The sequence below is a fragment of the Enterococcus sp. DIV0167 genome, assembly GCF_050541555.1.
GTDB lineage: Bacteria > Bacillota > Bacilli > Lactobacillales > Enterococcaceae > Enterococcus > Enterococcus faecalis.
This window is the reverse complement of the sequence record NZ_CP172933.1, coordinates 14,803-37,414: the sequence shown is the minus strand read 5'-3', so window position 1 is coordinate 37,414 and position 22,612 is coordinate 14,803. Positions and strand designations below refer to the sequence as shown.

General features: G+C 37.8%; 17 protein-coding genes. 3 read left to right on the top strand and 14 right to left on the bottom strand.

The genetic code is table 11. From position 1 onward, the window contains the following. The first annotated feature begins 240 nt into the window (after positions 1–240). A complete protein-coding gene (locus tag IGM09_RS00145) occupies positions 241–2,856 on the top strand; it encodes a YfhO family protein (RefSeq protein ID WP_002370603.1) in 2,616 nt (871 codons plus the stop codon). 36 nt (positions 2,857–2,892) lie between these two features. Here IGM09_RS00145 and mprF read toward each other — a convergent pair whose 3' ends face one another. The 5 genes from mprF to IGM09_RS00120 all read right to left on the bottom strand — a co-directional run bounded on the left by mprF (position 2,893) and on the right by IGM09_RS00120 (position 9,873). After that, positions 2,893–5,484, bottom strand: coding sequence for a bifunctional lysylphosphatidylglycerol flippase/synthetase MprF (mprF, locus tag IGM09_RS00140; protein WP_002370602.1), 2,592 nt, complete (start codon positions 5,482–5,484; stop codon positions 2,893–2,895). A 192-nt stretch (positions 5,485–5,676) separates the two neighbouring features. Further along, a complete protein-coding gene (locus IGM09_RS00135; protein WP_002356039.1) occupies positions 5,677–6,057 on the bottom strand; it encodes a RidA family protein in 381 nt (126 codons plus the stop codon). 99 nt (positions 6,058–6,156) lie between these two features. Beyond that, positions 6,157–7,371: a MalY/PatB family protein gene (locus IGM09_RS00130; RefSeq protein WP_033625233.1), complete on the bottom strand. Its 1,215-nt coding sequence runs from the start codon at positions 7,369–7,371 to the stop codon at positions 6,157–6,159. A 14-nt stretch (positions 7,372–7,385) separates the two neighbouring features. After that, complete coding sequence (gene malX, locus IGM09_RS00125; protein WP_002378674.1) at positions 7,386–8,954, bottom strand: maltose/glucose-specific PTS transporter subunit IIBC; 1,569 nt, start codon at positions 8,952–8,954, stop codon at positions 7,386–7,388. 148 nt (positions 8,955–9,102) lie between these two features. Beyond that, the gene (locus IGM09_RS00120) at positions 9,103–9,873 is read right to left on the bottom strand and encodes a MurR/RpiR family transcriptional regulator (RefSeq protein WP_010816225.1); all 771 of its coding nucleotides are present in this window, start codon (positions 9,871–9,873) and stop codon (positions 9,103–9,105) included. A gap of 197 nt (positions 9,874–10,070) precedes the next feature. On the opposite strand from IGM09_RS00120, the gene IGM09_RS00115 reads away from it, so the two are divergent. Next, complete coding sequence (locus IGM09_RS00115; RefSeq protein WP_002381332.1) at positions 10,071–10,274, top strand: hypothetical protein; 204 nt, start codon at positions 10,071–10,073, stop codon at positions 10,272–10,274. A gap of 45 nt (positions 10,275–10,319) precedes the next feature. Here IGM09_RS00115 and IGM09_RS00110 read toward each other — a convergent pair whose 3' ends face one another. The 7 genes from IGM09_RS00110 to IGM09_RS00080 form a co-directional block, all read right to left on the bottom strand. Continuing rightward, on the bottom strand, positions 10,320–10,847 hold the full coding sequence (locus tag IGM09_RS00110) for an HdeD family acid-resistance protein (RefSeq protein WP_002356034.1): 528 nt from the start codon (positions 10,845–10,847) through the stop codon (positions 10,320–10,322). A gap of 247 nt (positions 10,848–11,094) precedes the next feature. Beyond that, positions 11,095–11,472 (bottom strand): DUF956 family protein, encoded by a 378-nt coding sequence (locus IGM09_RS00105; RefSeq protein WP_002356033.1) that lies wholly within the window; start codon positions 11,470–11,472, stop codon positions 11,095–11,097. Positions 11,473–11,633: 161 nt separating this feature from the next. Further along, positions 11,634–12,545, bottom strand: coding sequence for a PTS system mannose/fructose/sorbose family transporter subunit IID (locus IGM09_RS00100; RefSeq protein ID WP_002356032.1), 912 nt, complete (start codon positions 12,543–12,545; stop codon positions 11,634–11,636). A 22-nt stretch (positions 12,546–12,567) separates the two neighbouring features. Next, positions 12,568–13,371, bottom strand: coding sequence for a PTS mannose/fructose/sorbose transporter subunit IIC (locus IGM09_RS00095; protein ID WP_002356031.1), 804 nt, complete (start codon positions 13,369–13,371; stop codon positions 12,568–12,570). A 34-nt stretch (positions 13,372–13,405) separates the two neighbouring features. Next, on the bottom strand, positions 13,406–14,398 hold the full coding sequence (locus tag IGM09_RS00090; protein WP_002356030.1) for a mannose/fructose/sorbose PTS transporter subunit IIA: 993 nt from the start codon (positions 14,396–14,398) through the stop codon (positions 13,406–13,408). Positions 14,399–14,632: 234 nt separating this feature from the next. After that, the gene (locus tag IGM09_RS00085) at positions 14,633–15,145 is read right to left on the bottom strand and encodes a mannose/fructose/sorbose PTS transporter subunit IIB (RefSeq protein ID WP_002385473.1); all 513 of its coding nucleotides are present in this window, start codon (positions 15,143–15,145) and stop codon (positions 14,633–14,635) included. Between the two features lie 202 nt (positions 15,146–15,347). Next, positions 15,348–18,233 (bottom strand): sigma 54-interacting transcriptional regulator, encoded by a 2,886-nt coding sequence (locus IGM09_RS00080; RefSeq protein WP_010713659.1) that lies wholly within the window; start codon positions 18,231–18,233, stop codon positions 15,348–15,350. Between the two features lie 252 nt (positions 18,234–18,485). Here IGM09_RS00080 and IGM09_RS00075 point away from each other — a divergent pair, with 252 nt between their 5' ends. Beyond that, positions 18,486–20,117 (top strand): ABC-F family ATP-binding cassette domain-containing protein, encoded by a 1,632-nt coding sequence (locus IGM09_RS00075; RefSeq protein ID WP_002359215.1) that lies wholly within the window; start codon positions 18,486–18,488, stop codon positions 20,115–20,117. 39 nt (positions 20,118–20,156) lie between these two features. On the opposite strand, the gene IGM09_RS00070 is transcribed toward IGM09_RS00075, so the two are convergent. After that, a complete protein-coding gene (locus IGM09_RS00070) occupies positions 20,157–21,026 on the bottom strand; it encodes a DegV family protein (protein WP_002359214.1) in 870 nt (289 codons plus the stop codon). Positions 21,027–21,150: 124 nt separating this feature from the next. Next, positions 21,151–22,443, bottom strand: a complete 1,293-nt coding sequence (locus tag IGM09_RS00065) for an adenylosuccinate synthase (protein WP_113826128.1) — start codon at positions 22,441–22,443, stop codon at positions 21,151–21,153. Between the last annotated feature and the right edge of the window lie 169 nt (positions 22,444–22,612).

Sequence of the window (22,612 nt, the reverse complement as noted above, 5' to 3'; positions counted from 1 at the left end):
TTGTGGTTTTCAACAGAGTTATGCACAAAGTTATCCACAGGGTGTTTTCAGCAATTTTTCGGAGAATATCCGTTGTTTAATCTAGTGATTTAGCATTTGAATGTCAATCCCTTACTACTAATTCTTCTTCACTCCACCCTTAGGATCCTAATAAAATTTTAAAGTTTTTCTTCTATTGGTACATCAAATAAAGAGTATGATAAACTATAGGTACTTTCGAAAAATCAGGTGAGGTTATTTATGAAAAATAAAAGTAGGCAGTTTTTAAAAAACAACTGGCCTTATATGTTAGCCAGTTTCTTCATTCCATTTTTAATTATGGCAATTATCTATTTGAGTATTGGGATTTATCCAGGAAGTAGTCGCAGTGTTTTAGCCAGCGATGCCTTTTCTCAATTTTCAAATTTTCACGCAAGCTTTAACAATGTTCTTCATGGAAAACAAAGTCTTTTCTATACGTGGAATGCTTCTTTGGGACTAAACTACTTGTCCTTAATTTCCTATTATCTTGGTGGCTTATTTACGCCGCTCGTCTTTTTCTTTAACAATCAAAACATGCCTGATGCGCTCTATTTCCTAACGTTGTTGAAAATTGGGAGTGCTGGCTTGAGTTTTTGGTTCTTGGCAAAACAAACCTTTAAGATTCCTAAATGGTCCCATGTGACTTTAAGTGTGTCTTATGCGCTAATGTCCTTCATTGTGGCCCATTCAGAATTAATTATGTGGCTGGATGCCTTTATTTATCTGCCACTCGTAATTTTAGGAATTCATCGTTTAATGGACCAACGAAAACCGACATTATTGTTTGTCAGTTATTTCTTGCTTTTCATTACAAATTATTATTTTGGCTTTATGATTGGGTTGTTTTCCTTCCTGTACTATTTTGCACGAACGTTTACAGACTGGCAACGATATAAATCTCGAATCGTTGCGTATTTTACTACTTCTCTTTTAGCTGGTGGAGCATCTATGATTATGGTCTTACCTGCTGTCTTAGATTTACGAACCAATGGTGAAACTCTTTCTGAAATTACAACCTTTAAAACAGAAGCGACTGCCTTTTTAGATATTATTATGAAAAATATGATTGGCGTTTACGATACAACCAAATATGGGTCCATTCCTTTTATTTACATTGGGTTGTTGCCTTTGATTTTTTGTCTCTTCTATTTCGTTACGAAAGAAATTCCATTGAAAAACAAACTACTTTTTGGCAGTTTGTTTGTCCTATTGATTGCTAGCTTTTACATCACGCCCTTAAATTTATTCTGGCACGGTATGCATGCGCCGAACATGTTTCTTTTCCGCTATAGTTTCCTCTTTTCATTCCTAGTTATTTTGCTTGCTGGTTATGGTTGGGAAAAATTTGAAAAGGATGATCTCGGCGTCTTAAGCGGCTTGATTTTGATTCTTTTAGCAATTTTTGCTCTTGCAATGGGCACAAAAGGTGCTACTAGTTATACGTATGTGACTTTAACCTCTTTCGTATTAACGGCAACTTTTTTACTATTATACTTTTTCGGAATTGCTTTTTATCAATTGAAAAAAGCGCCTATGCAATACTTAGTGATTTTGTTATTGCTGCTCGTTTCTGGTGAAGCAATCATTAATACACGGGCGATGGTCACTGGTATTTTAGATGATTGGAACTACGCATCACGCAGCTTGTATTCTGAGCCTTATCCTGACTTAAAAAATCTAGTCGATCAAACAAAAAAAGAAAATGATACCTTTTACCGCTTGGAAAATTTAAATGGTGTTTCGGCCAATGACGGCATTAACTATGGCTACAGTGGCATTAGCATGTTTTCTTCCGTACGGAACCGACATTCTTCAACATACCTAAACGCCTTAGGTTTCCGCTCGCGAGGCACGAATTTAAATATTCGTTACCAAAATAATACCTTGTTAATGGATGCTTTGATGGGCATTAAATACAATATTGCTGAAAACAATCCAATGAAATTCGGCTTTGAGCGACAAGCAGCTGCTGGTAAATATCAGCTTTATCGTAACGAAAATGCTTTGCCGTTAGGATTTTTAGCAGACAAAGAGATTTACAATGTTCGGCAACCTCTCAATGATAATTTAGGTAGTCAAACAAATTTACTAAATGCTTTAGCCAATACTAATGAACGGTATTTTACCTTTTATCAACCAACGATGACGCTTCAAAATAACGTGACAATTACGCAAAATACAGCTGGCGTAACTTTTACGGAGAAACAACATAACGTAGCCAAAGAGATTTCTTATACAGTCAATGTGCCCGCCAATACGCAAGCTTATTTGAGTTTATTCCCAACAGATTTTGCTCAATTGGAAAGTTCCACTGCGACGGTCACCGTGAACGGCTCGAGTCAGCAATCACAAATTGGCATTACTGGCCAATATTATAACTTAGGTTACTATCCCAAAGATACAACCGTTAACTTCAAAGTAAGTTTTTATGGAACCAAAGCAGTAAGTTTTGTTCAGCCGCAAGTAGTTGGCTTAAATACCAATGCATTTGAAAAAGCCATTTCCGCCGTGCAAGAAAAAGGCGTTGATTTAACCACTGGCAAACGCTCTGCTTCAGGTACCTTTACCGCCGACAAAGATCAAGTACTCGTCACTACAATTCCTTATGACAAAGGTTGGCGTGTCAAAATTGATGGCAAAAAAGTTACCCCAAAAGCCTTTAAAGATGCCTTTCTAAGCGTTCCTGTCAGCGCTGGAACCCATACTATTCAGTTCTCTTATTTACCAGAAGGATTGATTCCTGGCATCGTGTTATTCGTTCTATGTACTGGTGGTTTCGTTGCCTACGTAACCTTGATTCCAGCTAGACGAAACCGTAAAAAAGAAGACAAATAAAAAATCACGCGATGGCTAAGTCATCGCGTGATTTTTTTAAATTTCAGTCATTGCTTCTTCCACAAGCGAAACACTTTGATGTCTTCCTTTCGTAATCAACAAGGAAAGTTGCACAAAAGCAAAGAGTACACTGGTCCGCTTAGGATAAGCAAAATAACGTGGTTGCCAACTAGTGACATATTGTTCTTTGCGCTTGCGTGTATCTTGAAACGCATAAATTTGATAACTATACTTGTAAAAAATATTAACAAAGCGTTCTTTTAAGAAAGAGTACTTGCTCTCCCCTACGTTAGCCAACGGCGCCATCCCAATATCAATTAATTGATAGCCCTGCTGTTGATAGGTTTCAATAAAATGAGTGAACAAATATTCTCTAGTAAAAGCAGGTGCGTCTGAACGAATACGTAACAAATCATACGAAATACTTTTGCCTTTTTCCATTTCTTTTCCAGTAATGAAACCGATGACCGTTTGTTTCTGTCTCACCAAGCCCACGCTACTGCATTTCAAGTACTCGGGATCCAACCGTCCACCAATAAAGTAGCGCTCTTTTTGATTCCGTGACCAGTCCGCAGAAACTCGTTCTAACTCTTGATATAAGGCATCACTAATCGTTTCGGGATAAAATTCAAACTGAAAATCCGCTGCTTCTGCTGCTATTTTTTCAGTCACTGTTTCCGTCCAAGCTGTTTGATTCACTGTTGACGGCTCATCAAATTGAATCAAGCCTTCTTCCCCAACTTTCATAAATTCAAAGCCGCAATCGTGAAGATTCATAACATATTCTTCCGAAATACGATAAAAAACTAATTGATAGCCTAACAAATCAGCTTGATCCATAAACGCCAGTGTCGCCGCTGTCCATTTCTCTCGTTGCCCAATTGGATCCGCCAAGACAAAGCATTTATTAAACTTCATTTGAAACCCAAAAAGTACTTGATCTTCGCCTTCTTCTTGGTAATAAAAATGACCATAATCCTTTAAATACAAAAATTGACTGCCTTCGTTGCCACCAAATTTTTCCAAAAAGCGTGTCAACCGCGCTTCCTCAAACCCCTCACCTAAAGTAACAGTTGTTTCGGCTAAATATTGATACAAAAAGAATAAACCAATCAAGGAAATACTTAAACCAATCAATCCGTTAAACCAAACATCATCTGACGGAAACAACAAAAAGTGATTGATAACTTGATTGCCACCAGCTGGTCGTGCGGCGTAATAGCCAGCAACCGCATAACCGATAAACAAGCAGCCAAACAAAATACTATCTACCGTTAAAGCGCCCCATGAATAAACAAACTTTTCACGATAAAATTCTTTACGAGCCAAAATAACCGCCAATAAAATAACAGCATAAACAGCAATTAACTGCCACGAAGTCGTTCGTGCCACCGTATTTACAATACAAAATCCTAGTAAAATAATTGTAGGCCAATAAGCTTTTTTCACTTTCATAGAAATGCCTCGAGCTAAACCTAATAACAAGAATCCTACAAATAAATTCAATGTTTGATCTAAAAAATTAAAAGAAAAGGGAAGTAACACTTGGAATAAACGACTGACATTCGACAAATTCGTCACAGTCGACAATAGAACCATCATAATCCCTGCAAAATATAACGCCGCCACCAAAATAAAATGCGCCACTTTTTGTGAAAATAACCGAGGTAAATTATCAAAAAATTGATTAACTTTCATGCCTGCTTGTTGCAAGAACAAAATAACTCCTGTCATAAAAGGCGTCACATAATAAAACAAACGATAATACAACAACCAGACGACCGCTTGTGATCGATCAATCCCTAATTGTGACAAGCCCAAAATCATTAAGACATCAAACGTTCCCATACCACCAGGAACCATGGTTAACATCCCGATTAACGTAGCGATAACAAACATTGGATAAACAGAAACCATCGAAACTGGTACCTGCATCAAACGACCTATCATTAAGAAAGCAAACATCCCACCTAGCCATTGACCTAATGAAGCGCCGAATAATAGGAGCACCGCTTTTGGAAAAAATGTTTTAAACAATGTTCGCCGTTTTAAATACGTGAAAAACCAGAGCGCTGGCGCAATCAGGCTGCCCAATAATAACCAAACCCAATATTCACGAAAAACATTTTGGGTTCGAATAAAAAATAAATCAACAAACGCCACAAAAGATAAAATAGATAACCCTGAAATCAAGAACAGAGCAACTTTTGAGACCGTTGCTACAACCTTGCCCCGTGGTACATCTTTTCCGTAAAAATTAATCCGTAGCGTTGCACCAACCACGCCGCCAAAACCCGCTAAGTTATTAATGGTATTGGTGACCCAAGCCGAAGTTAACCAATCCATTCGTTTCATTGGTGGCTTACCTTCTTTTTCCAATAATTTAACGACTACATAGTCATAAAGGAGCATCGGAATAACCCCTAATAGTCCTGCCAAGACCATACCAATTAAACGCCCCGTACTTTGTTGTTCCATCGTGGAAAAAATATCCGCCCAGGTCATGCCTTGAGCGATATGTGTCACTTGGTTAGCCACGAAAACTAATACAGAACCAAGAAAAATTAGTTTCAATAATAAACTGTGTTCTTTCAACCACTGCGTTAGTTGGCTAATATTTTTTTTCATCTTATAGCCTCTTTCATATCTCTTTTCTATTCATTTAACTTTCGTTTTATCGATTTTCTTCCATGGTAGCCTATTTGCTGAAAATTTTCCAGCACGGCTAGACATTTTGGCTGAATCGTATTGTTTTATTGAAAAAAAAGAGTGAGAAAAAAATCTAAGACGATTTTTTTCTCACTCTTTTAACTGTATTTTTTACGCCACTACTTCTGCGATAATCTCAATCTCCACCAACACATCCATCGGTAATTTAGAGATTTCAATCGTTGTGCGTGCAGGATATTCCGCACTAAAATACTCAGCATAGACTTCATTGAATGCCGTGAAATCCGCCATATTTTGTAAATAGCATGTCGTTTTGACTACATGAGCAAAATCACTACCAGCTTCTGTTAAAATCCCTTGAATATTTTTCAGTACTTGATTGGTTTGTTCTTTAATCGTTGTCCCAACCACCTTGCCTGTTTCAGGATCCAGTGGAATCTGACCAGAAGTAATCAATAAACCATTCACAATTTTTGCTTGTGAATATGGTCCAATTGCTTGTGGTGCTTGCTTTGTTTTAATTGTTTTCATTTCTTTTCCCCCAGTAAATGACAAGTTGTTACTTTTTGTTATTTTATTTGTTTCTATTTTTCCATTGTACTGCAACCATTTTCGGAATGCTATCTTTTCTCAATTATTCCCAAGCGCTGATGATGTGCCATCCTTTTGTAAAACAGCTTCAAAACCTTGGCGCATCCTTTCAAGTCCCTCGTGTAGTTTTGCTTGCGAACAGCCAATATTTAACCGTAAAAATCGTTGTCCATTACCGCCATAAATCGAGCCGTCCATAATGGCGACTTTCCCCACAGAAACTAAAGCCTCTTGTAAGCGGGCCACATCTGGAACTGCCGCTGATACGTCCAACCACATTAAGTAAGTGGCTTCCAGCTCCGTCACTTTAATTTTTGGCAAATATGTCTGTAAAAAATCTTTCACGTAACGTTGGTTCTCCGCTAAATAATCATTCAACTCGTCAACCCAAGTACCACATTTTTGATAGGCCGTCATGGTTGCTAGCATTCCCAAAATACTTGTTGATGATAGACCATCGGCATTTTTTAATTTGAGCTGAAAAGCGTCACGTAATTCGTTATCTGGAATTAGGGCGTAAGCAAAAATCAGCCCTGGAAAATTAAAGGTTTTCGTGCCACTGGTAATAATGGCAGATTTTTTATAACCAAATTGCGTAATTGGTCGATGAACTTGGCCTTTATTAACGATATCCATATGAATTTCATCAGAAAGTAAAAACACATCATACTGTTGGCACAATGAAACCATTCGCTCTAATTCCCATTGCTCCCAAACACGTCCTGTTGGATTATGCGGGGAACATAAAAGCAAACAGCGATTTTCTGGTTGCGCTAGTTTTTTTTCTAAATCAATAAAATCAATGCTGTAGCGCTTCTCTTGATAAAGCAGTTCATTTGCCACTACTTGCCGCTTATTTTCCTGAATAACTTTAAAAAATGCATCATACGCAGGTGTTTGTAAAATAATGCCCTCCCCTTCATTAGTTAATAATTGGATCAACGCAGAAATCCCATAGATAACGGTCGGGGTATACATAATCCAGTGTTCTTCAATCTTCGTCTGGAATCTTGTCTGGTACCACGTTTGAATTGCTTCTTTTAATTGTGGATGGTTCCACCTCGTATAGCCAAATACGGGATGTTTCAAACGCTCCTGTAATGTTGCCAGAACTGCCTCTGGCACAGCAAAATCCGTATCGGAAATAGTGAAGGGAAGCAAGTCCGCTTCCCCAAATCGATCTTCTACAAAATCCCACTGTGTACAATACGTTCCTCGTCGATCAATTGCTTTATCAAACGACACACTCTTCACCTTCTGTCTTTTTTCTAACCTAAAATCATCTCTAATTGATTACGGACCGTTGTCACTTTGGTTCCGATAATCACTTGCACATTCTGCGCATCTAAATGCACGACGCCTAAAGCCCCTAATTGCTTTAATTTGTCATCATCTACTTTATTAGCATCTGCTAACACTAAACGTAAACGCGTAATGCAATTATCAATAGCTTGAATATTCTCTTGCCCACCCAAAGCCGCTAAAATCCCAGGCGCATCATAGCCACCCGTTTTCTTATATTGAACTTCTTGATCGGTATATTCAGTCTCATCTAAGACCTTGTCTCGTCCAGGTGTTTTTAAATCAAAGGTTACAATGACTGTTTTAAAGACGAAATAATAAACAACAAACCAGATAGCGCCGACAATGAGAACCCACCACCATTTTGTATAAGTTCCTTGTAACAAGCCAAAAATAACAAAGTCCAGTAGCCCGCCATCAGTGTTTCCAATCACAACACCCAATAAAGCCATTACCATGAAACCTAGACCAGTCATAATGACATGAAACAGCCATAATAATGGACTAATAAATAAGAATAAAAATTCAATTGGTTCTGTAATGCCAGTGATAGCCGTAGCAATTACACCCGAAAGGAGTAAGCCTTTAATCTTATGTCGATTCGCCGGAGCTGCAGTATGATACATCGCAAGTGCCGCCGCTGGTAAGCCAAAAATAAAGGTCGGCATTTTCCCTTGTGACAAGAAAGCTGTTGCGCTTGGTGAAATCGGTAAATTATTTTGCAATTCTGCATAGAAAATATTTAACGCACCAAACACTTCTTTGCCAGCCACCACCGCTGAACCCCCTGCTTCAGTAAAACGAATCATGGAAACCAAAATATGATGCAACCCAAACGGTAACAGTAGACGTTCCCCTGACCCAAACAGAAAAGGCCCAAAAATACCAGAACGTTGGATAAGTTGGCCAATCGCCATAATCATTAGCGCGAAAAGTGGCCAAACTAACGGAATGACTAAGCCCACGAAGGCCATCACTAATGAAGTAATAATTGGCACAAACCGTGCGCCAGAAAAGAAGGCAAAACTATCTGGTAGTTGCACCGTATAAAATCGATTATGCAACTTATAGACAATAAGCCCCGCGATAATTCCACCGAGAACGCCCATTTCAATCGTTTGAATCCCAAAAACCATTCCTTGGCCAGCTTCCCGCAACTGTTCAGGATCCACGAGGCGATTCGTCTGCACTAAATAGAAATTAATCGCTAAATTCATCACCGTATAGCCTACGAAACCTGAAAACGCAGCAATTCCTTTTTCTTTCCGAACTAACCCCAACGGAATGGCCATTGCAAACATGACAGGTAAATAGGCAAACGCAAAACCACCAATTGTCGACATAAATTGGAAAATAATTTTTACTGCGGGCTTTCCTAAAAACGGGATTGTTTCAATCATAGATTCACTGGAAAAAGAACTTCCTAATCCCAACAAAATCCCCATAAAAGCTAATAAAGCCACTGGCAACATAAACGTTTTGCCTAATCCTTGGAAAAACTCCCAGAAAGTCGCTTTCTTTTTCTTTACTGCCATTTCTTAACTCCTCCATTCATTCTTTACAAAACTAAAAATGATTGCGTTTACATTCATTGCCCTCATTATAACTAGCCCAAAACAAAGAAAAAAGAGGCTACACTTTTTCTGTATCCCCTTACATCATTTAGTATGGTGTTGCATAAAATTACCGCGGCTGCTTTGCCTCTGCGTACATTAATAAAACCGTATCGAACAAACAAATGACAGCAATTCTTGAACTTAAATCCACGCGCTGATGATAACGTGTCGTCCCTTTGGCAAATAACGTCGTCGTCGACAATTTTTCCAAGGTGCTTCCTTTAGTCGAAATCAAACTAATCATCGGCACTTGCTGTTCCTGCGCTACACGTGCATACGCTAAAATCCCCTTAGTTTCTCCTGTATAACTGACAAAAATGGCTAAATCCCGTCCATCCAGATTCTTAACTGCTGCCGCTTGTTCATCCCAATCAGATCGTGCATAGGCTTTTTTTCCTAAAAATGTTAGCTTTCGTGCAAAATCAGTACAAATAGGAAAACTGCCACCAACACCGAACACTTCAATCGTATTCGCGCACTCAATCATTTTTAGCATTTCCGCGACTTTGGCTTCATCCATCTGTTGAAAACTATCTTGCACGTTGGCGATCAATTGTTGCGTAATGGCTTGAAAACTACGACTATCGCTTTCTGTGCTCTCGCTCTGCACCGATTGGACGATCGCATATTTTAATTCTTGGAAGCCTCGATAACCTAAGTGTTTGGCTGTCCGAGAAATAGTGGCTGTTGAAACAAACAACGCCTGCGCCACCTCATAAATGGTTTGTGAACTAATTTCCGTCATATGCGTCAAAATATAATCCAGTACTTGATTTTCAATTTTACTTAAATCATTTCGTTTCTTTTCTAACAAAGCGATTAATCCCTCAGTCGTCATCCAATCCCTCACTTTAAATCCTTTTTTATAATTATACACCAGAATATTCTGATTATTTCAATAAGAAAGTCCAAAATAACCAACAGCGGCTCCATCATTCGCCAGAGAAAAAAATCAGCCTTCCGATGGAGGTACTTATTGCGCGTTCTTGCTATACTCTGTATATAGAAAACAGGAAAAATTTGGAGGTAGTACGTATGAATAATCAACGACCAATGTTTATAAATATTCTTTTAGTGGTCCTTTTATTTTTAGTTGTCGGTTCACTCTTTAGTGCCGTTGTCGGTATCGTGGGAAGCTTATTGTGGCTAGCAGTAAAAATTTTAGTTCCCGTAGCGATTATCGTGTGGCTTGTTCGAACAATTTCGGGAAATAATGGTAACTGCCGCCGTCGTTATTAAAAAAACAGGTTTTCCTTTTCGGAAAACCTGTTTTTTTTACTTCTTTTATCTAAAAGCATATACAATATTGCTAATACCAAACATCATAAAGTAGAAGCCAACTAAGAAGCTTAGAGTTAATGCTGAAGACAATGGATTAAATAATAACATTACACCTAAGATAATCCCTAAAACATCAACAATTAATGTGAACCAGAAGTAACCTGTACTTACTCGTTTAGCAAAATCTAAAGTAAATAAGCCGAAAATTGAGTCGAATAAAAACCAAATTGCAAAAACAAATGGTAACACAGCGACACCAATATTTAAGTTAAACAATAAGTAAACACCAATTAGGATATCAATAATCCCTAAGATGATCGGTGCATAAGCTTTGTAGCCTAGCAATTCTTTCATACGATTACGTACAAAAATTTCAAAAATCCCTTTAATAATAGCAAAAATCGCAAAAACCATCACAATGGCAATTAAATTACCGGCAGGATTTTGGAAAGAAATTAATGCAGTCAGAACAAATAGAATTCCTAATACTAATGAACCCCAGTCCATTCCATGATGTTGTCGTTGTTCCATGACACTCACTCCTCTATAAAATAATTTATTACACTTATTATGTTACTACTATTTTACAAGGTGTCAAATATTTTCATCGTGCTTTCTGAAAACCATTTCAATGATAACTCCATTAAAAACAACGTATCACTTGATTGTCTCTTTTTTGGTGCACAATTGTGCCTTTTTTGTATAAATAAGTCCCTCGTTTTCCCGCAAAAAAACCGTTACTTTTTCATCTAGTTTATAAAAAAGTAACAGTTATAAATTATTTTTTCTTTTTCCCAATCGAGAGAATCCCTCTTTTTATGACATCAAAGAAACTCAAAGATTGGACCATATGATCTGGGTCAACATATTCACGAATAGCTCGTAACACTCGCTTCGGCTCTTTTGAAGCAAACGTATACGTCCCATTTTTCTTGGTTTGAATCGCATAACGAGGAATCCATTTTCCTTTGAACATTACTGAAGCCAACACGTAATCGACTTCTTCCCACGGAATTTGGATAAACTTACGTGGATCTTTGGCATGGTAAAATTCAAACCCGCGGTCACCTATCATAATTTGTCCATAATCTGTTAATCCTGTAAATGCCGTCGCATCTATAACTAAATCAACTTTTGTGTTTAATGATTGTACCATGTTATCTGCTCCATTTCATTCGACTAATTCCTCTTTATTATACGTTTCTTTCCTGATCGAAACAAACAAAATTACATCTTTGTTTAAAAAAGCGGAAGAAAAGTTTCTCGACTTCTCTTCCGCTTTTTTTGATTAGAAGTAATAAACTTACCTCGTCATTCTTATAATAAGCCGATTAAGTGGCCGACTACGCCGACTACGAATAAACCAAGAATGATAACGATTGGGCTAACTTTTTTCTTCAATAACCACATACATAAGAATGTAAGTAGTAATGGTGCTAGACCTGGAATCAATTGATCTAAGTTATCTTGTAAAGTAGTAACTTTCGTTGGTGAAAGCGCCAAGCCTTGGTTCACTTGTTCAAAGGCTTTATGCATTCCTTCACCGCCAGCAGGAAGTTTATCCCACTCGATATAAGCACCTTTGTCTAACTTAACTTGTGAAACAATTGGTAAGAACTTAATCGATACCCAACGTTGAACCAATGCGGCCAGTACGAACATCCCTAAAATAGAAGCACCTTTTGTAATATCTTGTAGTAAACCACCTGAAAGGTCATCAGTAATTTTAGAACCTGCTTTGTAACCAAACTCTTGTGTATACCACATGAATGACCAACGAATTAAGTTCCAAGCAACGAAGAATAAGATTGGGCCTAAGATGTTACCACCCATTGCTAAGGAAGCACCTAAAGCTCCTAACATTGGACGAACAGTAAACCAGAAAACTGGGTCACCGACACCGGCTAAAGGACCCATCATCCCAACTTTAACCCCTTGAATCGCTACGTCATCAACTGGTGCGCCATTGGCACGTTCTTCTTCCAAAGCTAATGTTACACCAAGAATTGGTGAGGCAATGTATGGGTGTGTATTAAAGAATTCTAAGTGACGTTTTAACGCCGCTGAACGTTCTTCTTTCGTTTTATATAATTTTTTGATTGCTGGAATCATTGAGAATGCCCAGCCGCCGTTTTGCATACGTTCATAGTTCCAAGAACCTTGGATAAATGTTGAACGCCAAGCTACAGCTAAACGATCTTTTTTAGTTAATTGAATTTTTTCTGCCATTTTCTTTGCTCCTCCTTCAGAATTAGTAGTCGTTTAAAATATCGCCTAATGGGTCGCCAGAGTTGCCTCCGCCATTTGAGTTAGAAGAACCGCCCATTTTAGATAAGTTCAAGTAAATAAGAGCTAAAGCGACACCTAAAGCACCTAATGCGATTAATGTTAATTGAGAAATCGCTGCGACTACGAAACCGATAATGAAGAATGGCCATACTTCTTTTGTTGCCATCATGTTGATTACTAATGCATAACCTACGGCAACGACCATACCACCACCGATAGCCATACCATCAGTTAACCAAGCTGGCATTGATTCTAAGAAATTACGAACAGTGTCAGCAGGAATGAATAGTAAAGCACCTGCTGGAATCGCAATACGAATACCTTGTAAACATACAGCGAAAATGTGTAACATTTCAACTTGTTTAATGTTGCCTTTTTCAGCAGCCGCATCCATCATGTGAACGATTGGAACCGCAACTGTCCGAACGATCATTGTTAAGAACAAACCTGCAACCGCTAAAGGAACTGCGATGGCAATCGCTGAAGGAACACCTTTAACACCTTGGCCACCTAAAACTAAAATAATTGCTGAGGCAACAGATGCTAAAGCGGCATCCGGTGCAACGGCAGCCCCGATGTTCGCCCAACCTAACGCGATCATTTGTAAAGTACCACCTAAAACAATTCCGGCTTCTAAATTACCAGTAACTAATCCGATTAATGTACATGCTACTAACGGTTGGTGGAATTGGAACTCATCCAAAATCCCTTCCATACCAGCTAGAAAGGCAACGAGTAAAACTAAAATAATTGATATAACAGACATGATAAGCCTCCTATTTTGATTTGTATTTGGCGAGTTACGCGTTTGCTAACTCATTTTTTGCTTTTTTCAAAATTTCGTCCATATTCGCTTTTGAATCATTTGGCACTTTACGCACATCAAATTTGATGCCTTTGGCTTTTAATTCATCAAACGTATCAACGTCTTCTTGACCCATTGATAATACTTTGCTTACAACGACTTTTCCAACAGAGTGAGCCATTGAACCAACGTTTACTTCTGGGATTTCTACGCCGCCTTCAACCACTTTTAAGACGTCTTCAGGATTTTCAAATAATAATAATGCTTTTGTATTGCCAAAACGTGGATCTTTCGCTACTTCAATCATTTTACTGATTGGAATAACATTGGCTTTTACTCCTGGAGGAGCTGCTTGTTCGATTAATTTCTTACGTAAGTCATCTTTTGCAACGGCATCAGAAACAACAATAATTCTGTTTGGTTGTGTTGCTTTTGTCCAAGCTGTTGCTACTTGACCATGTAATAAACGTGAATCAATACGTGCTAGCACGAATTTAATTTTGCCATCGCCAACAACTGTACCTGGTGGTAACGAACCTTTTGGCTGTGCATCTTCTGTCGCAGCAGCTTTTGGTGCTTCTGCTGGTTGTAACTCTTCTGGTTTAACTTTGACACCATCTTTTGCTGTTTCAAGAATGTGTGTCGCAATTTCTTGTGCTGATTCCATAGAGAAACGAGAAGCATATGCTTCAATAACCATTGGTAAGTTCATACCTGCAACGATTGCCCATTTGTCTTTATGATCTTCTAACAATGAGTTCGCTTGGTTAAATGGTGTTCCTCCCCATAGGTCAACTAAAAATAGTACTTCGTCTTGATTGTCAAACGATGCAATGGCTTCTTGCATTTTTGCTTTTACATCATCGGGACCTTCGCTAGGCATTAACGTAACTGCTTTTACATTTTCTTGTTCGCCAAAGATCATTGCACCAGATTGCAAGATCCCTTCAGCAAATTCACCGTGACTTGCTAGGATAATTCCTACCATTTTTATACCTCCTGTATAATTGATGTTTTTTTTCATGGTTGTACTGCTAAACGCTTTCACTTTTTGAAAAAAATCAGATAAATCAGATTCTGACAAAAATAAATGAAAAAATTTCAATAGTTCTTGATTTTTTTCAACATCAGCACTTGCCTTTATCAATACAGTTCATGAAGCAATGATGTTGGTCCTAGGCCACCACATCCTTTCAATGTCTTTCGTCTGTAAAAATGAACGTCAGCTGGCGTTATTTTCTTTGCTACGCTCTTTTTTCAGTAAATCCATCAAATTCACTTGGCTGTCTGCTGCGACTTTTCGAATTTCCAATTCAATACCTTGTTCATTTAAAAACAGAAATGCTTTTAAATCGTTGGCATCCACTGCGACTGCATTCGTAATCATTCGCTTGCCTGTGCTGAAACTCATTCCGCCAATATTCACAGAAGTTAGTTGTACACCGCCTTCGACCACTCGTTTCACGTCCAAAGGATTAGTGAATAACAACATGGCTCGAAACGAATCAAAACGAGGATCAGGGTAAACATCAATCATTTTTTGAACAGTGATGACATTTACTTTGACACCAGGTGGAGCAGCTTGAACCAACAAGGCTTTTCTCAAATTGTCATGAGCAACGGAATCACTAACCACTAAAATGCGATTAATGTTCGTCAATTTTGCCCAAACAGTTGCTACTTGGCCATGAATTAATCGATCATCAATTCGAGCTAAACGAATATCCATTACCATCGGGAATGCTCCTTTAAATTCATTTTTAAAGGTTAGGACCTTTGTCTTTTTACTTAAAAATTTTAGGTAAAAAGGGACACCTTATTATAAGCAAGTTTCGTGCCAACTTTAGTGTATCGGTTCGAAACCTAGAAAATTATAGGTTTTTTTAAGAAAATTAAAAAATAGATACACTAATAAATAGTGTATCTATTTTTCTGTATTAATCTAGTGTATCAATTTCGGTGATTTTATCTTCGATACACTGGGCATTTTTGACTAACTGTGCGATAAAATAAACTTCTTCTGCTGGAATATCCATATTAAGAGCTTCTTCCATAGTCTCAATTGAGGCCACAATCACTGGATAAATTGGTTCTTGAACCAATCGACCAAGTTCCTTTTCTGAAACCGTCAGTGTATCATTCCGTAAAATACGCTCCAACATGCCCGATGTGTGCATAATCAAATTGATGTAAAATGTGTACTCTTCTGGCATCGCTAATTGGGTTTGGATATTTTTAGCGAATGACCACAACAGCTCAATGATTTTTTTTCCATTAATGAAAGTGAAACTTTGCTCCATATATTTGAGACAAATTTCTTTTGCTGCCGCTTCGTCCAACGGCTTATTCATTACTTCTTCTTTCCGCTCTGCTAGTAATTGCTGAATAATTTTTTCTGCTTCACCGGAAAAGAAATTTTCCATGGAAATATAAGGAACTCCAATTTTGGGATTGGTAATCCCAGTTGTCGCAATAATTTCATAGTCTTCTTGAATTTTAGGCAAGACTTCTTTCATATTTACAATGGACAAAGGAATCACTTCTAAATGCCAGTCTATTTGTGGCAAGACAGCTTCCTCAATAAGCTCTTTCATTCGGCGCGCAGTTCCTTCTCCAGAAGCGCAGATAGCAATAATTGCTCTTGTTTTCCAATTTTCAATGATTTGTTTCGTTTCACTTTGGCGAATATCGGCATAGCCATGAAAGTTTTTTAAAGACTCGTGAAGTGTTTCCAATTGCGTATCAATTAATGCGGTTTTGCGGGCCGCTTCAAGAACAATTGGCGTGGTCACCATGTCTACTGTCCGCACATCAATGCCTGTCTGGCGTACAATTTCTTCTGAAAACGTACTTAATGAACCCATGTCCACTAATAATAGTACGCCATTTTCTTCATTCACTTCACCAACTGCTTCAACGATTTTACGCAAAGCTTCTTTCGGTGGCATATCTAACGGCATATCCACAGCCTTCAAATTATCAACATTTAACAATTGAGAAACCACTTGTACCATACTGCTAGCGGTGCTATTTCCGTGCGCAGCCACGACAATGCCAATCCGGCCAGCCTCAGGATTTTCTCTTAAAGAAATGAGCAAAACAGCTAAATAGTAACTTTCAGATTCAGGAATCTCCATCTGATAACTACTTTCAATAATATTTTTAATTTCTTTCGCTGTTTCAAACTCTGTTGGATAATCTAAAACCATATTTCGAATACTTTCATTTAAAGGATGCTTAGGATCTTTGCCTAATTGGATGCGTTTCAAGAAAGAACTAATGTGTAAACTCATTGCATAAATAAAGTTGGGTTGAAACGAATACGATAACCGCTTCGCTGCAAAATTATAAATTTTCTTAGTGACATCAATAATTCGTTGGTCCACAATTTCGGCCAATTTATTTTCTGTATCAAAGGTGAACCCATAATCTTTGTAGAAAGATTTTAAATGAACATTGATATCCGTTGTAATAAAATTATTAATTAGTTCTTGGTCCAAGCCGTCTGCTTTTAAGAGAGCCGCTTTATCTCCAATAATCTCATATAGATTGTAAGGCAATTCATAGGCATCTGACTGAATAGCTACTAAAGATTCATTTGGTGATACCACTAATTGCGGTTCCAGATATTTCGACAACTCCGACAATACTTCTCGATTACTGGCAAGTTGCATAATGCCTTCTTTAATATTGTCCGTTAATTCGTCCATCGTAATCATTAATTCCTCTTGTTCCATCTGATTAAGGAACCCTCGCGCAGTCACAAGTTGCACATTCGATTTTAGCTGACCGACATTTCCATAAGAAACACTTCCGATTAACGCTTTGACCACATCTTCTGACAAAGAGATTCGCCGTTGAATCCGCGCTGCTTCCATTGAAACCATCACTTTTAGGAGGTCAATTTTTTCTTTCGCAGGACGGTCACTAAAGTTCGGTAATTGAATGATAATCGGAATGCGTCGCACAAAAGTATTCAATAAAGAAGAAGTAGGATTCTCCGTCGTAGCACAAATAATCCGAACATCCGCATGATGTGATTTCACTGTTTCACCTAAACGCGCGTACACGCCGTGATCCATAAAATAAAAAATCATTTCTTGTCCTTCGGGTGGTAACCGATGTACTTCATCTAAAAACAGAATGCTGCCATCTGCTTCATCAATAATCCCTTCTTTTGCTTTCGTAGCGCCTGTGAAGGCCCCTTCTACATACCCAAATAAGTGCGACATCAAAAGTTCTGGATTATGCGCATAGTCTGCACAGTTAAACACCACAAACTCTTTTTCTTTGGCCACAATTTGGTTCAGCTTCGCAAATTGAAACATGGCATGAGCAAAATAAGTTTTCCCAGAACCTGTTGGTCCAGTAATTAAACAATTCAAGCCTTTTGGCGGATATAAAATCGCTGCTTTGGCTTGTTCAACCGGCGTTTTCATGCTTCCAGCTGAACCGATAATTTTTTTGAAAATATCTTCAACTTCTGGGGTTTTGCTGGTCGTGACTACTGGTTCAACCAATGGTTCGATAAAAGTTTTTGTGGAGTGATCCATTGATTTTTCCCGATAACTTTTAACTGGCTTGGTTAATGGTCGATGCTGAAACGCCACCTGCGCGACATATTTTACTGGTCGACCAGATAATTTTTTCAAGCGCCCTTCACGAACCAGTTGATTCAAATCTTTACTAGCATTGGTCCGCTGAATGTTTAAACGTTCTGAAATTTCTTGTGTCGTGACTCCCGCATCACTTGTTAAGGTCATTGGCGTTAAATTCTTCGTTTGCTCTTTAACATATTGATAGATTTTTTCAATCCGCTTCATTTTTGATGGCTCCTTTAATCGATACACTAATTAATTTACATGATACAGTGTATCATTAAAAAAATACACTAAAAACCCTTTCATGAAAAAAAATTCTGTTTCACATGAAACATTTTAAAAAAGCGCCTTTTTTCTATAAAAAACCCACCTTTTTATTCGTTTCTGTAAAAAGATTGAAACTCCTTGAAAAAAGGTTCTGTAGCCGATATAATGCAGAGAGGTTCAAGAATATATTAAAAGCGAGGAAAACAATTGATTACTGTTAATGATGTAAGTTTACAATTTCCAGATCGTAAACTTTTTGAAGAAGTGAATATTAAATTTACTCCTGGCAACTGTTACGGCTTAATCGGCGCAAACGGTGCAGGAAAATCAACGTTTCTTAAAATTTTATCAGGTGAGATTCAACCGACAACTGGCGTGGTTTCAATGGGTCCTAATGAGCGACTAGCAACGCTGAAACAAAATCACTTTGACTACGAAGACTACACTGTTTTAGAAACTGTAATTATGGGACATAAACGTCTTTACGAAGTAATGAAAGAAAAAGATGCTATCTATATGAAAGAAGATTTTTCAGATGAAGATGGGATTCGTGCCGCAGAACTAGAAGGCGAATTTGCTGAACTTGACGGTTGGGAAGCAGAACCTGAAGCAGCTGTTTTACTCCAAGGGCTAAACATTCCAGAAGAATTACATGATCAAAAAATGAGCGAATTAACAGCTGGTCAAAAAGTCAAAGTATTATTAGCTCAATCTCTTTTTGGTAAACCAGATGTCTTACTATTAGACGAGCCGACAAATGGTTTAGACACCCGCTCAATCAATTGGTTAGAAGAATTTTTAATCAACTTTGAAAATACCGTTATCGTGGTTTCCCATGACCGTCATTTCCTAAACAAAGTCTGCACTCACATGGCAGATTTAGACTTTAGTAAAATCAAACTTTACGTTGGTAACTATGATTTCTGGTTGGAATCAAGCCAACTAGCGACAAAATTGCAAGCACAATCTAATGCCAAAAAAGAAGAACAAATCAAAGAATTACAAGACTTTATCGCTCGTTTTAGCGCCAATGCCTCAAAATCAAAACAAGCAACGTCTCGTAAAAAAATGTTAGATAAAATTACCTTAGATGATATTCAACCTTCCTCTCGTCGTTATCCATTCGTTGGTTTTACACCAGAACGTGAAATCGGCAATGACTTATTACAAGTTGAAAATGTCTCTGTAACGATTGATGGCAAAAAAATCTTAGATAATATCTCGTTCAACTTAACAAAAGATGATAAAGTGGCATTCATCGCTGACTCAGATATTACAACGACTACGTTATTCAAAGTGATTATGGGCGAAATTACTCCCGATACAGGTTCTGTTCGTTGGGGCGTTACAACTAGCCAAGCTTATTTACCAAAAGACAACAGCAAAGACTTTGAAGAGCCATTAACCATTTTAGATTGGTTACGTCAATTTGCTGGTAAAGAAGAAGATGACAATACGTTCTTACGTAGTTTCTTAGGTCGGATGTTATTCTCTGGTGAAGAGGTACTAAAACCAGTCAATGTTCTTTCCGGAGGCGAAAAAGTGCGTGTCATGCTTTCAAAATTAATGCTTTCCAAAGCCAATGTCTTAGTTTTAGATGATCCAACGAACCACTTAGACTTAGAATCAATCACTGCGTTAAATGATGGGTTGATGGCTTTCACTGGTTCAATTCTTTTTGCTTCACATGACCACCAATTTATCCAAACATTAGCGAACCGAATTATTGCTGTTTCTGATAAAGGGGTCATTGATCGGGCAGAAACAACCTATGACGAATTCTTGGAAAACCCAGAAATTCAAAAACAAATGGACGTTTTATTCAGTTCAGATTATTAAAAAAATAGAGAAGTCATTTTTTAATGACTTCTCTATTTTTTATTTTCTTTTTTCACCAAAAGAAAACACAGCAATACAACCTATTCCGGTATGACTAGTAATGGTGGGTCCTAGAGGATAAATCAGTATCTCATTAACTTCTATTTCTTTTTCAATTAATTCTTTGACTTTTTCCGCGTCATCTTTCGTTCCTGCATATGCAATCAACAGTGTTTGTTTCATTGGCTCTACAATGCCTTGAATCGTTTCTTGCGCAATCTTTTGCAAGGACTTGTTTCGTCCACGAGTTTTACCAACGGATGCTAGTTTGCCTGCCGCATCCACGCGAATAATTGGTTTAATGTTCATTAAGCCACCAAGTGCAGCCGCTGTTTTAGAAATCCGTCCGCCACGTTCTAAATGTTTTAAATCATCTACCGTTACCCACGAGTGAAGTTTCATTTTTTGCTCTTCAAGATAGGCAACAACTTCTCCTAATGAATGACCATCTGTTTGTAATCGAATGGCTTCTCGGACTAACATCCCTTGACCTAAGCTAGCTGCTTTTGTGTCAATAATATGAATTTCTACATTATCATATTCTTCTTTTAACATCTCTACTGATTGCAACGCACTTTGATAAGAGCCACTTAACCCAGATGAAAAAGCTAAATAAATCACCGGTAACCCTTGCTCCACAAAAGGACGGAAAAATTCATTGTAGCGTCCTACATTAACTTGAGAGGTAGTGGGCATACTTCCATTTTTAATAGCCGTTAAGAAGTTCTGATAATCAAACGTTTCACCTAAATCATCGCGATATTCTTTCCCGTCAATTTGAATATTCATGCTAATAAAAGGTACTTGGTTTTCTTTTAAGTATGTATACGGCAAGTCACAACAAGAATCTGTCACTAATTGATAATTCACGGACAATTGCCCCCTTCATGTTTTCTTTTATTTTACCATAGTTTTTCATTTTTATATAAAATTAAAAAAGAACGTAAAGGCTGAACTGGCATAAGCCATCCTTTACGTTCCCTTAAAAATCTGCTTAAATTTGTGCCCAAACGCTTTCTAAAACGTTCGTTTGGTTACGGTCTGGACCTACAGAGAATGTTGAAATGCGCACACCAACTAATTCTGAAATCCGATGCACGTAGTTACGAGCATTAGCTGGTAAATCGGCTAAAGTTTTCCAACCAGTGATATCTTCAGACCAACCTGGTAATTCTTCATAAACTGGTTTACAGCGGCTTAATTCTTTCAAGCTTGCTGGATAATGATAAATTAATTCACCATCAAGTTCATAAGCTGTACAAATTTTCACCGTTTCTAAACCACTTAACACGTCAATCGAGTTTAATGACAAGTTTGTAATCCCTGATACACGTTTTGAATGACGCATAACTACTGAATCAAACCAACCGACACGACGCGGACGTCCTGTTGTTGTTCCGTATTCTTTACCGACACGACGAATGGTTTCTCCTGTTTCATCAAATAATTCTGTTGGGAATGGGCCGTCACCGACACGTGAAGTGTACGCTTTGCAGACACCAACCACTTTATTAATTTTTGATGGACCAACGCCACTACCGATAGTTACGCCACCAGCTACTGGATTAGAGGAAGTAACAAATGGATAGGTTCCTTGATCGATATCCAACATGACACCTTGTGCCCCTTCAAATAAAACCCGTTTTCCAGCATCTAATGCATCGTTTAAAATAACCGAAGTATCTGTAACATATTGTTTAATTTGTTGTCCGTATTCATAGTATTCTTCAAAAATATCATCAAATTCAATGGCTTCGCTATCAAACATTTTAACGAATTGACGATTTTTTTCTTCTAAGTTAATTTGCAAACGTTCCGCAAAAATTTCTTTATCCAATAAATCAGCGATACGGATTCCCACCCGTGCTGCTTTATCCATGTAGGCTGGGCCAATTCCTTTAATCGTTGTCCCAATCTTGTTTTCACCTTTCGCATCTTCTTGCAATTGATCCAATTTAATATGATACGGCAAGATGACATGGGCACGATCTGAAATACGTAAATTATCAGTGGCAACATTATTTTCTTTTAAATAAGCTAATTCTTTTACTAAAGATTTTGGATTCACAACTACGCCGTTACCAATTACACTAATTTTTTCTTTATAGAAAATCCCTGAAGGAATTAAATGTAATTTATACGTTACGCCGTCGAATTTAATGGTATGTCCGGCGTTATCTCCGCCTTGGTAACGAGCGATCACTTCTGCGTTTTCACTTAGAAAGTCTGTAATTTTTCCTTTACCTTCGTCGCCCCATTGCGTTCCAACAACTACTACTGATGACATTCGAACACCTCGTTCATAATTTTTTTGTCCTGAATCATTGTACCAGTAAAACCAGTCCCTTTCAAGGGTAAAAATCGAATATTCTTTCACAATCAAAAGCGTTTCTGTCAAAAATACGAACATTTTTAGTTATGTTTTTGTAAAATAATAAAATATACGAATATTGTTC